At 32.7% G+C, this 12743-nt stretch carries 9 protein-coding genes; 4 read left to right on the forward strand and 5 right to left on the reverse strand.

What is annotated here, in order from left to right; all coding sequences use genetic code 11:
• Positions 1-30 precede the first annotated feature (30 nt).
• The 5 genes from AAGD44_RS07330 to fabD all read right to left on the reverse strand — a co-directional run bounded on the left by AAGD44_RS07330 (position 31) and on the right by fabD (position 7835).
• Positions 31-1704 carry a hypothetical protein gene (locus AAGD44_RS07330; protein ID WP_341764012.1) on the reverse strand — a complete coding sequence of 558 codons (1674 nt, stop codon included), beginning with the start codon at positions 1702-1704 and terminating at the stop codon, positions 31-33.
• Positions 1705-1894: 190 nt separating this feature from the next.
• Entirely contained in the window at positions 1895-3397 is a 1503-nt protein-coding gene (locus AAGD44_RS07335) for an Npt1/Npt2 family nucleotide transporter (RefSeq protein ID WP_341764013.1), read from the reverse strand.
• Positions 3398-3515: 118 nt separating this feature from the next.
• Positions 3516-4514, reverse strand: a complete 999-nt coding sequence (locus AAGD44_RS07340) for a ribonucleotide-diphosphate reductase subunit beta (protein ID WP_341764014.1) — start codon at positions 4512-4514, stop codon at positions 3516-3518.
• A gap of 205 nt (positions 4515-4719) precedes the next feature.
• Positions 4720-6552, reverse strand: a complete 1833-nt coding sequence (locus AAGD44_RS07345) for a ribonucleoside-diphosphate reductase subunit alpha (RefSeq protein WP_341764015.1) — start codon at positions 6550-6552, stop codon at positions 4720-4722.
• Between the two features lie 347 nt (positions 6553-6899).
• Positions 6900-7835 (reverse strand): ACP S-malonyltransferase, encoded by a 936-nt coding sequence (gene fabD / locus AAGD44_RS07350; RefSeq protein ID WP_341764016.1) that lies wholly within the window; start codon positions 7833-7835, stop codon positions 6900-6902.
• 37 nt (positions 7836-7872) lie between these two features.
• Between fabD and AAGD44_RS07355 the strand changes: the two genes are divergently transcribed.
• From AAGD44_RS07355 to AAGD44_RS07370, 4 genes are all read left to right on the forward strand, one after another.
• Positions 7873-9807: a transglycosylase SLT domain-containing protein gene (locus AAGD44_RS07355; RefSeq protein WP_341764710.1), complete on the forward strand. Its 1935-nt coding sequence runs from the start codon at positions 7873-7875 to the stop codon at positions 9805-9807.
• A gap of 484 nt (positions 9808-10291) precedes the next feature.
• A complete protein-coding gene (locus tag AAGD44_RS07360) occupies positions 10292-10663 on the forward strand; it encodes a cupredoxin domain-containing protein (protein ID WP_341764017.1) in 372 nt (123 codons plus the stop codon).
• A 397-nt stretch (positions 10664-11060) separates the two neighbouring features.
• On the forward strand, positions 11061-11915 hold the full coding sequence (locus tag AAGD44_RS07365; protein WP_341764018.1) for an FTR1 family protein: 855 nt from the start codon (positions 11061-11063) through the stop codon (positions 11913-11915).
• Between the two features lie 3 nt (positions 11916-11918).
• Positions 11919-12476 carry a septation protein A gene (locus AAGD44_RS07370; protein ID WP_341764019.1) on the forward strand — a complete coding sequence of 186 codons (558 nt, stop codon included), beginning with the start codon at positions 11919-11921 and terminating at the stop codon, positions 12474-12476.
• Positions 12477-12743: the final 267 nt, after the last annotated feature.

Consider the following 12743-nt stretch of genomic DNA (forward strand, 5'->3'; position numbering starts at 1 on the left):
TGTACTCACTTGTTTTTCAATGCAGGAACTCTAATTTGTCTTATCCCTTTCCGGCAAAGAGGGAAATATTAATTGTTGCAAGGAGCCCGGGTGATTATGAAAATCAGGGATTAATTCTTGGATTCTTTTTTCTAATAAGTCGTTAGGTCTGACATAATCCGCGGCTTTTGTATATAATGTTAAGTAATATAATGGCAAAATCTTACTAATTTCTATTGAGCCTATTTTCCCTTTTGTAATATTATTAGATTCTAAAGTATATTCAAAACTCAAGTCATCTGAAGTAGAATCGGGGTAATCAGAAATCTGCTTTAGGAAAGTTGTTAGAGTGTCTTTATATATTATTCTACTTTCCTCTGAAAATGTCTTAAATTTTCCTAAATTAAATATATAATTAGATATAAGCTCAGTTGGTTTTCTATAATTATTTAATATAAGAAGTCCTTTAATATTAAATTCTTGTAACTTATCTTTTTTACCTTCAGTGGTTATGCGGAATCCAGTGTTATTAGAAAATAAACTTAAATTATTTATTTGGGCATGCACCGTATTATAGGCTTTCGATATAGAATTCATATCTAAACTAAAAAGGTATTGATGGTTTTCTAATTCAGTAAGGCTAAATTTATCTTTATTATTAATAATATGACGTAATTCTTCTAACCACGGCTCATTATTATGAGATAGTTGAGGTAATGAGATCAAATATTGAATATTTTGCATTATTTCATCAGCAAAACCTGCTTTTAAGTCTATTTTTGAATCAATCTTTAACTGAATATTCCTGTCTCCATCTGCGGTTTTATCCCGATATAACAAAGTAGTATATGCGTCATGAAGTTTACTGGCAGTTTTTGCAGAAATAATTTTTATTTCGTAGTCTTTAGTGAGGTCTTTAAATAATGGGCTATTAGCTTGGATATATAATTGTCCCTCTATGTTACAGGCAAAAGGCCCCGTAAATATATATAGTAAGATACCAGAGGGGATTTTTCTATTAATAATGTTACTGTCAATTATGTTTGTAGTGTAATTAATATTAAGCTTATAGGGAACATTATTTTGAAAATCAGCTAAGTCCGTATAATATTTTCTTTTTTCAAATGATAAAGAGATGGCAGTATAGTCTTCATCATATAGCTTGTGTTGATCATATAGATCAAATATTTGAGTTTGCTTAGAACTTAAGGTGATCTTCTTGATAAAATTAATAATTTCAAATGGATTTTTCTGTCCTACCAAAACCTTTAATAGCTTAATACTGAGAGGCATTTTAATGGTAAAAGAATAATTTTTAGTATTAAATATTGTGCCAAACTCTGTTTTTATCGGCTCATAATGCTCAATCGTTTTTTTATATTGGCTAATTGCTGTTCCTGAATATTCAACAAAAGCAGCTTGCTTTAGTAAATCATAACCTAACTTAATCGGGGACTGCAATGCAATCACCACATCTGCTCCCTCTTCTTGCCAGTTATTTACCTGAAAACCTACTTTAAACGGAAACCCGTACCACGACACTTTAGAAAAGGTAATATAATAGTCTAGGGGGCTTTTAGTAATTGATTTAGTACTCAGTTTTCTATTAGCATATTGTTGATTGATAGTGGCAGATATAGAAATAGTAATGATAAACCAAGTTAAGGTATATAATAAGAGTGGTACAGCAATAAGTGCTGAGATATATATTAATTTCTTTCTCATTTAGCCCTATCATTTCGATATTGGATTAACCTGAATTTATTATTATACATATTCGCTGAACTTCAAGCAGAGCTAGCACATGGCAAAGTCGAGCACAGGGCCCTAATAAAGTACGTGAGCAGCGTAGGACTTTAGGGGTCCTACTCACACATCATCAGTTCTTTCAGTGCACGAGTATACCTACTTCAGGTTAGTTGCATAATTTTATATATTCCCTGTTTAAGTGCATTATATTCCATAACCATAGGCAAACTATAATAATAAAAATTATTAATAAATAAGAGACTATTGAATCAAATGTTGCGGTTGGCATTATTATAAAAATAAATGATTGGATAAACGCACCTAAAGATTTACCAAATTTAGTACCAATAACTTCAACTGCCGCTTTGCCTTTGGTACGGAGCTCCAGTGGTAATGGAATATATGCCATTTCTTTAGTGGAATCAAACAATGAATATTTGGTGGATTTGCTTAAAACATTTTGTATTCCCCCAATGATCACAGCAGCGTAAATAGGGTTAAAGTCTTGAATACCGAAATCTATATCTTCCGAAAAAATAACAAAAATAAAGAAAGATAAGCCAGTAATAGAAAACATTAAGGGAGTCAGTAATGCTGCTACTAGCCAGGTAAATTTCCTAATAACATTGCTGCCAACTATCATAAAAGTAACGCAAGTTATTCCCATCCAGATATTAAATCTGCCCATAAAATTGATATAATCTAAAGTGTTAGGATTAAGCTCACTTACCTTAGCCTTCCACGGCCCTTCTACGATATTAATTAATAATCCATAACACACTATTAATAAAGCGATATGCCCCATATATTTTGATTTCATCACCATTTTAACACTTGCTATAAGAGACAAAGAAGTCCTTGCTTGTATTTTGACGGTTTGAAAATCATGTTTTAACACTTCGTCATTTAAAATGATATAATTGATTAACCTAAATAAAAGCATTGAAGCCACGCCAGCCAGCACTATTATAGCAATAATAGGCTTTAGCATCATTTCAGATTGATATTGTGGAGGGTGAATCATTAAAAGTTCAGGATCCATTACCCCAGCTATATCAGAAAAAATTACTAATAAATTACCGGCTAAAACCAAGCCAATATTACCTACCATTCCTAAAATTGGATAAAAGCGCTTGGCTTTATTGGTATCAAAAATGTTATTGGCAAATTGCCAAAACATTAAGTTAATAACCACAGCGCTCCATAGTTCTGAACAAATATACATAATAGCGTAACTCCACTTACCAATGATTTTGATAAACCATCTAAAATTGGGGTATAAATATATTAAATGTTCTACTTGTTCATTTGTTGGATGATAATATTCTTGATTAGGGTAAATTATATAAGCAAATATTAGGAAAAAAAGCAAAAAACTGGAAATAATTATATAAAAAATATATTCGAAGCTTATCTGGTTACTAAGCCTTACATATATTATAGTAAATATAATAGAAGATGGCAAAACCAACCACAGCTTTAAAAAACTGATTACTTCTGCTCCAATTGAAGGAATGACCAGCCCATCTTTAACGGATCTTAATGCTCCAAAATTAAAGAGAATGCATAACATCATTAATGCCATAGGTACAAAAAGCTTCAATTCCTCTTTTTCTATTGGCCAAATAATTTCTTGCAGCTTAGAAAAAATACTTTTCAATGGTAACATTATTTTATATAAAAAATTGCCTAAAAGCTTAATATACTCTTTTGCCGTGCTTGAGCCATCGTTTTATTTTCAGGAAATAGATGCTCGGAATAGAGGATACTTTATTAAACATCTCAAATTATAAAGAGGCATTATGCTTTTTTTTAAGAGAATCCATCTTAATAAATATTTCATCCCAAGTTCCGGTAGTTGCTGCTTTAGTGTATTCAGTCACCCTGTTCTCAAAGAAATTAGTATGTTCTACGCCGTTTAACATTGTATCAAGCCAGGGTAGTGGATTATGATCTACTAAGTATATTTCTTTTAACCCTAGCTGCATTAACCGACGATCTGCTATATAACGTATATATTGCCTTACCTCTCTAGCGGTCAAACCTTGAATATCTCCTACTTCGAATGCTAGCTCTATAAAAGCGTCTTCAAAATGCACTATAGTCGCACACGCTTCATAAAGGTGGCTTCGTAATTCTTCAGTCCAAATTTCAGGATTTTCTCTAATAAAGGTCTTAAATAAAGTTATGATAGAGTCGGTATGCAGCGTCTCATCGCGTACTGACCAAGTAATTATCTGCCCCATTCCTTTCATTTTGTTGAAACGAGGGAAATTAAGTAAAATAGCAAAAGAAGCAAATAATTGTAAGCCTTCAGTAAATGCTCCAAATACCGCTAAAGTTATCGCGATATCTTTCTTAGTTTCCACTCCAAAACGTTGCATATAGTCATATTTGTCTTTCATTTCTTTATATTTAAGGAATGCTTGATACTCAATTTCTGGCATCCCTACAGTATCAAGTAAATGAGAATAAGCAGCAATATGAATTGTCTCCATATTTGAGAAAGCTGAGAGCATCATTAACACTTCTGTGGGCTTAAATACTCGCGAATAATGTTTCATGTAGCAGTTATTTACTTCGATATCAGCCTGCGTGAAAAATCGAAATATTTGGGTTAGTAAATGCTTTTCCCCCGGGGTGAGATTATATTTCCAATCTTTGATATCATCAGCTAATGGTACTTCTTCAGGTAGCCAGTGAATTTTTTGTTGAGTATGCCATGCTTCATATGCCCATACATAAGAAAAGGGTTTATAAATTGGACTGGCGTCAAGTAAAGACATAATATTTCCTTTTAATTTTTTATTAGGTTCTATGAAAGTTTCGATCTAATGGTCGATTTCTTCGTTATTTTCGTTCTCGAATCCTCACATATATTTAGTACGATGCGGTTCTGTGAGTAAAAATGCCTATAAATCTACTCATTACATAGAAACCTTCACAGAACCTAGATTTTTTACATAATTCGTCTCGAGCTATAAAAGAGGGCTATTGACAAGCTAAACATTCATCATAATTAGTTGAATTCGATACTTCGTTATTTTGCTTGTTAGCCATTTCAATATCAGCAAAATCTACTTTTATTATATTATGTGATACTTTATCTGCTCTTTGAATTGAGGTTGACCTACAGTAATAGAGGCTTTTTATTCCTTTCTTCCATGCTGTAAAGTGGATATGGTGTAAATAAATTTTACTTACATTGCCAGCTAAGAAAATATTTAAGGACTGTGCTTGTGAAATATAAGGAGTTCTGTCGGCTGCCAAATCAATAAGCCAATTTTGATCAATTTCATAAGCTGTTTTAAATACTTCTTTTTCATGGGCAGATAAAAATGTTAAATGTTGAACAGACCCTTCATGAGTGGCAATAGATGACCACACTTGTTCATTATTAAACCCCTTACTGTTTAAGATTTTTTCTAAATATTTATTGCGTACATTAAAAGAGCCGGTAAGGGTTTTGTGCACAAAACTATTAGCGGCATATGGCTCAATTCCAGGAGAGCTATTACCAGCAATAATGGATATGGAAGCGGTAGGAGCAATAGCTGTCTTATTACTAAAGCGTTCTTGACTTCCTACTTCGGCGGCGTCAGGGCAGGGGCCACGCTCCTTGGCTAGAATTTCTGAAGCGCGGTCCGCTTCTTGCTGAATATGTGCAAATATTTGTTTATTCCAAACTTTTGCCATTACCGATTCTATAGGGACATCCTTTGATTGTAAAAATGAATGGAAACCCATAACTCCAAGCCCAATACTTCTCTCGCGCATCGCTGAGTATTTAGCGCGTGCCATAGAAGAGGGGGCTTTAGTAATAAAATCTTCCAATACATTGTCTAAGAAACGCATTATCGCTGGAATAAATTGTTGATCATTTTTCCATTCTTCAAAATGTTCTAGATTGACAGAGGATAAGCAACAAACAGCAGTTCTGTTAACACCTAAATGATCTTTACCAGTAGGTAACGTAATTTCACTACATAAATTAGAGGTTTTTACTTGTAAGCCAAGCTGTTGGTGATGTAAAGGTATATACTTATTGATAGTGTCAATGAATATAATATAAGGTTCTCCTGTCTCTATGCGCGTTGTTAATAATTTAACCCACAAATCTCTGGCTTTAACAGTGCTAATAACTTCGCCAGTAGCAGGGCTGATTAAGGAAAAATCTTCTCCCTCTTCAACGGCTCGCATAAATGCATCAGTTAAGGCTATACCATGATGGATATTTAATGCCTTACGATTAGTATCACCGCCAGTATGGCGCCTTAAATCTATAAATTCTTCAATTTCGGGATGATTAATTGGCAAATATATTGCGGCGCTTCCACGCCTGATTGACCCTTGAGAAATAGCAAGCGTCATAGAATCTACTACTTTAATAAACGGTACAATCCCAGAAGAATTACCTTTACCATGTATTTTTTCATTAATTGAGCGGACATTTCCCCAGTAGCTGCCTATGCCTCCACCTCGAGATGCTAGCCAAACATTTTCAGTCCATAGATCTACGATGCTTTCTAAACTATCATCTGTTTCATTTAAAAAACAAGAAATAGGCAGCCCTCTATTGGTACCTCCATTACTAAGAATTGGAGTTGCAGGCATAAACCACACTTTACTGATATAATTATATAATAACTCTGCATGCGCTTCATCATCTGCATAGTAGCTGGCAACCCGAGCAAATAAATCTTGGAAATCTTCCCCTTCTAATAAATATCTATCTTTTAGAACAGCTTTACCAAAATTAGTAAGTAATGCATCACGTTTTGTATCAACTTTTATATGAAACGTAGCTTTTGCGTAGGTGGACATTGCGATATTAACTCAATTTATAAATTATTTGGTTCTTGATTATGCTAATTTAGGACAACATTACAGTCCTAGATTGCTTGACTTATTAGGGATGCAGGGAGAGCGTCTTGTAAGTTTTCACTCTAAACTGCTCTCCATAGTAAATACGAGAATCATATTTTATTCAATGAAAATATTATTAATTATTACACATTTTTATCTTTACAAAAGTATATTAGTCTACTTTTAAAACTAATGATATACTCTTCAGTCTTGCAAAAGCTGCTTTTTCATTTTATCTTCAACTTATGCAGGAAGTCTAATAAAATTCAATTCTTGAAAGCCATTAAATATAGCACAAATATAAGCTAGAATATTTTTAAAAAATCTTCTAATTCTGTAATATTAGAAATATTAGTCAATTTAAACTTATGCGTAGTTTTTTTTAGCATACTTGTTAGCACTTTACTTGCGCCAATTTCAACTATTTCTTCTATTTGATGATTTACTAATTTTTCTATCGTCTCTCTCCATCTAACTCTACCACAAATTTGTTGGACTAGATTTTGCTTTATTTCGAGAGGGTTAGTAGCAATTTGAGCAGTAAAATTTTGGATAATAGGTACAGCAGGAATATTAATAGATACCTCCTTTAAAGCTTGGGCCATTTTCTCCTCTGCGGATTTCATTAAACTGCAATGAAAAGGGCTGCTAACATTTAATTTGATTGCTTTATATCCTAGCTCTTTTAATTTAATAAGGGCCTGCTCGACTGCTCTAGCTTCTCCACTAATTACTATCTGTCCCTCGATATTATCATTGGCTATTTGGCATACCCCGATATGGCTTACCTTTTCTATTATTTCTTCAAGAGTAGGCAAAGCAATACCTATACAAGCTGCCATTGCTCCTGCGCCATTATAAGCTTCTTGCATAGATTTACTACGTATTTCTAGTAATCTGATTGTGGTTGGTAAGTCTATAGTGTCTGCCGCACAAAGGGCAGTATATTCTCCTAAAGAATGGCCTGCTACATATGAGCAAAGCTCGTTAATCTTCTTATTGGTTTGTTGTTTTATAACATTTAATATTGCTATAGATACTGCCATAAGTGCAGGTTGAGCGTTAGTAGTTAACGTTAAATCACTGATTGGTCCATTGAAAATAATATGATTTAGCTTTTTTCCAAGGATATATTCTAAAGTTTCAAATGTCTCTCTTGCTACTTGGAAATTATCATAAAATTCTTCTCCCATCCCAACTACCTGAGACCCTTGACCTGGAAAGATAAATGCTCTATTCATAAATAATAACCAATATAGTTTTAAACTTGAGCCACAGATTATGAGAATTTCCAAGATACTGTCAATAATTTTCATTAGTTTTAAATTATTAGCATCAGAAACACTAGCATCTGAGGCTATCAAAGAGGTATTTCTCTGCCTTGATAAGAAAGAGTGGCAAGATTGTGAAAGTTTAGCAGCAGCTCAAGGGGATACTGTCTTAACCAAAATTGTTTTATCCCAAAAATTTTTAGATTACAACTATAAAAATAATAGTTTTGAAGAAGTAATAAAATTTATCCAATCTAACCCGCACTGGCCTCAAGTTAATCAACTCAAAATTATTGCAGAAAAATATTTGGATTATGATACTAAACCTTCGTTAATTGTTGAGTGGTTTAAACAACATAGGCCCGCTACTGGCGCTGGATATAAATTTTATGCGCTAGCAAGTAGTGCATTAATACGGGATACAAACAAAATAGCCAAAATTATTAAGGAAGGATGGGCTTATGGTACGTTTTCTTATATAGAAGAAAGTGAATACTTAAATAGTTTTAAACATATTTTAGTAGGAAAAGATTACGTTAATAAGATTGATGCAGATTTGTGGCTAGGAAATATTGAAAATGCTAAAAAATATATGCATCATGTCAAGGAAGGGTATAAACAAAATTTTCTTGCTCAGATTGCCATTATTAATAAATTGCCGGCAAGTAACAAATTGTTTCATAAAGTCCCAAAAGAATATTATACTGATGGGTTATTGTTTAGGTATTTAGAGGGCAAGAAGAAAGAGCCGCCTACTAGTCAAGATATAGAATTATTTCGTAAAGTCAGGCCAAATAAAAGACGTTCGGTAGAATGGTGTCGTTTGCAAAGCTATTATGCTAGAGAATTTATCGATAATAAAGATTTTCTTAATAGTTATAAAATAATTAGCTTGCCTATTGCTTTACATGAAGAAGGAAAAAGAGAAGCAGAGTGGTTTAGTGGTTGGTTAGCCCTTAGCTTTTTAAAAAAACCTGATCTTGCTTTAGGGCATTTTCAAGAATTTATGAAAATGGCAAAAAAACCTTTAAGCTTATCACGCGGCCAATATTGGTTAGCGAGGAGCTATGAAGCTCAAGGAGATAAAAATCAAGCAAAGCAGTTTTATAATCAGGCCGCTAAATATTCCTATAGTTTTTATGGGCAGTTAGCTAATATCGAGCTTAAAAAAAATATTATTATTTTACCTAAACACCCTAAGAGTGGTAAAAATAATAATAATGAAGTAGTAAAAGCAATAAAATATCTCATTACATATAATCAGCCTAATTTAGGGTTAATATACGCTAAAGAAGCTATTGAAAAATCATTGAAGCCTCTTGAAATAGCGCTTATCACTGATATAATCAGCGCTAACTGTAGCACTTATCATAGAGTTGAAGTTGCAAAGACTGCGTGTCAATTTCATACTTTTATAAAAAATCACGCTTTCCCTACCCCCCATATGTCATTGGTAAAAAAATCTCCAGTAGAAACTGCTTTAATATATAGTATAATAAGGCAGGAATCAGCATTTAATCAATATGCAGTAAGTACAGCAAAAGCTAGAGGATTAATGCAGCTTATAGAGCAGACCGCCTGCGATACTGCGAAAGCGATAAGCCATAAATGTGAAATTAATAAGCTAACGTTAGACCCTGCTTATAACATTAAATTAGGTAGTAATTACCTGAAAGAAGTATTACAGCAATTTGATAACTCATATCTTTTAGCTATTATCTCCTATAACGCTGGACCGCGTAATGTTAATAAATGGATTGATTTGTTTGGAGACCCAAGAAATTTAAAAAGCTTACGGCAAATAATTGACTGGATTGAGTTAATACCTTATTCTGAAACTAGAAATTATGCTCAGCGTGTTCTGGAGAATTTGCAAGTTTATAGAGCGATTTTAAGCAATAATACTAACTTGAAGTTAAAAGCAGACCTTTTGCCCTCCTAAGTAGCGGTGATTAGGTTTTTGTGAAAAATTGACTTGTGGGGGCAGGGTACTTTATTGCACTTCTCTGGCAGTAGGCAGGGAATTTGATAACAATATACTGATCGTACTTCAAGAATTGGATTTTATTTTAAATGGCGAGCGCGCGCAGCGTACATGCCAGTACGTGAGCACGTGAGTCCATGATAAAATAAAAAAACAATTTTTGAAAGACGAGTAGTATATTTTATATATTAGAACCTTATGCATTTCCCTAACCAAATAAAATCTAATAAAAAACAAAAAAGTTATGTATTATTAACTATTCTAGTGAGTTTAGTGGTATTATTATATTTTGTTACTATCATAAAACTCTCTCGTTAAAATAATTTATTAAGCTTTAATAAGTTTTATGTATTGTTTTATTTTACAAAGTTTTATAGAATAGGTAACTATAAGTAGAATTTCTCAAGGAAAGTTAATTATTTAAACCATCAGAGGGTAGAAAATGCAGATGAAAAATATTTTCCTGTTTTCTGCTATATCTATTTTGTTATTATTAGGTATTATTTTTATAATTTATAATAAGTCGAATAAAGCTAATACGAGTAGCGAGATAATAGAAGTAGTAACAGTGATAAAGAATCATAGATTTAATCCAGATATTATTCATGTACCTAAGGGTAAAAAAATTCGTTTAGTGGTGCATAACCAGGATAATACAGTAGAAGAGTTTGAAAGTAATGATTTACATCGTGAAAAAATTATTATGCCCAACGACTCTATTAATATAATTCTGGCTCCTTTGGCGCCAGGTAAATATGAGTTTTTTGGAGATTTTAATCAAGAAACAGCACAAGGGGCGCTAATAGTCAATTAAATTTGCAACATTCTATTATTGAGAGAAAATTTTAAAACTATTATTTTGATTTAAAATATGCTAAAGAATGGGTTTAAAACTTTCTAAATGAATTTGGAGAGATATATTTTAATATTGTAATAATGTTTAACCTTAACTCTTAATAATTTGTGCTGTATTATATATGACTTTACTTAAAAAAATATTTTTTTATTTAGCCTAAAGATTTGGGTGCTTATATATTATTATATAGGAGAGGCTTTTCCAATCCTCAAAATAAAATTATAACTTTTTTTATAACCCAAGTAGTGTATAGTCCGTTTCTTGGATAAATTTCTCTTACTAAAGTATAGATGTGGTATCCTTAGAGAATTATTGTTTCTCAGGCTACAAGTAATTAGTTTATTAAGAGTGGATAATGTTTAAAATAGCATTAGTAGTATTTAGAGAGTGTTTAGAAATTGCGTTATTACTTGGCATAATACTTGCTGTTACTAAACAAATAGAAAGATCAAGAATTTATATAATAGCTGGAAGTATGTTGGGCATAGTGTTAGCGGCCCTATTTGCTTTTTTTGCCAGTACTATCTCAGTATCATTTAGCGGTATGGGAGATGAATTGTTTAATGCTGCAATTATTTTGGTAACAGTAGTCTTAATTAGTTGGACTATAATATGGATGCAAGGATACGGCATTAGGATAAAACAGCATTTTAATGATTTATCGGAGAAGATTAATAGCGGAAAGACTAGTTGCATAATGTTAGTGCTGATTGTTGCGGCAACAATCTTGCGAGAAGGGATGGAAATTATTATCTTAGTTTATAGTATTTCATCTGTTGAAGTAATAGATGGTAATAGCTATTTACTTGGGCTAATTATCGGGATGATTAGTGGATTCCTCCTTGGCATCACCATATATTTAGGTTTAATAAAATTAACGAACCAACAATACATATTTCGTATATCTTCGGTTCTGCTAATGCTAATTGCTAGCGGTTTTGCCGCAGAAGCAGCAGGTATATTGTCTTCGTCAGGAATTATTATGGTTCTTTCAGATCAACTTTGGGATAGCTCATGGCTTGTTTCGGATAGAAGTATATATGGGAAATTTCTCAATATAGTGACTGGTTATACTGCTAGACCTAATGGTTTACAGGTCGTTTTTTATGGGGCCACTATAGGATTAATTAATATTTTAATACAAATAAAAACTTGGTATATAGGAAAAAAAAATTCTTATACGAAAGTAGTTGAAGGAGAAATAGAATAATTTATGCTTAAATTTTTATCAGAATTTGCGCCATTAGCTGCTTTTTTTACAGGATATTTTTATGGGGGGAGTATAGAAAGCGCCACCTTGTATATGCTTATTACTTCAATTGTGTGTGTGACTCTCTATTACTTAGTGGAATCTAAAATACCTATCTCTACTTTAATATCGTCAGGAGTACTATTAGTGTCCGCTACTATAGCGTTAATTAGTGGTAATTCTATGTATATAAAAATTAAACCAACTATTTTATATATAATTTTTGGTATTGCCTTTTTCACTAGCGCGCGCCGAAATAAAACTTTTATGAAATATATGCTGAAACATTTTATTCAGTTGGAAGATAAATGTTGGAATATTTTAAGCTATAGAACCGCAGGATTTTTCTTATTTATGGCAGTATTAAATGAGTTGGCTTGGCGCAATTTTGCTGAATCTACCTGGGTAAAATTTAAGGTATTTGGAGCAATACCGGTAACAATAGCCTTTATATTATTACAAATGCCATTTATATTAAAAAATAAATTACCTGATCCTATAGAGAAAGATAAAGAAAACTGAGCAAAATATAATAGACTTCCTGCATAAGTCGATCTAGTGGGTGGCGATCTGTGTGGGTATGATTTTGTTGACAAAACTTGCCTCCGCTCCGTAACCATCGTCCAGGTATAGTTTATATCATTATGATACGTACATGATAGTATATGGAAAGCATAGTCGCCATGCATACTTAAAGCTAAATAGTCCCCCCGTCAAAATTACTAAAATTGCGCACCCGGCAATGTGTTGTTAATGAGTCGACCCGTCAAAAGTATGACACGTAGTATT

The organism is Candidatus Tisiphia endosymbiont of Beris chalybata (genome assembly GCF_964026555.1).
Taxonomy (GTDB): Bacteria; Pseudomonadota; Alphaproteobacteria; order Rickettsiales; family Rickettsiaceae; genus Tisiphia.

Coding starts and splice junctions, on each gene's coding strand:
- AAGD44_RS07330 (WP_341764012.1), bottom strand. CDS start 1,704: ATGAGAAAGAAATTAATATATATCTCAGCACTTATTGCTGTACCACTC.
- AAGD44_RS07335 (WP_341764013.1), bottom strand. CDS start 3,397: ATGTTACCATTGAAAAGTATTTTTTCTAAGCTGCAAGAAATTATTTGG.
- AAGD44_RS07340 (WP_341764014.1), bottom strand. CDS start 4,514: ATGTCTTTACTTGACGCCAGTCCAATTTATAAACCCTTTTCTTATGTA.
- AAGD44_RS07345 (WP_341764015.1), bottom strand. CDS start 6,552: ATGTCCACCTACGCAAAAGCTACGTTTCATATAAAAGTTGATACAAAA.
- fabD (WP_341764016.1), bottom strand. CDS start 7,835: ATGAATAGAGCATTTATCTTTCCAGGTCAAGGGTCTCAGGTAGTTGGG.
- AAGD44_RS07360 (WP_341764017.1), top strand. CDS start 10,292: ATGCAGATGAAAAATATTTTCCTGTTTTCTGCTATATCTATTTTGTTA.
- AAGD44_RS07365 (WP_341764018.1), top strand. CDS start 11,061: ATGTTTAAAATAGCATTAGTAGTATTTAGAGAGTGTTTAGAAATTGCG.
- AAGD44_RS07370 (WP_341764019.1), top strand. CDS start 11,919: ATGCTTAAATTTTTATCAGAATTTGCGCCATTAGCTGCTTTTTTTACA.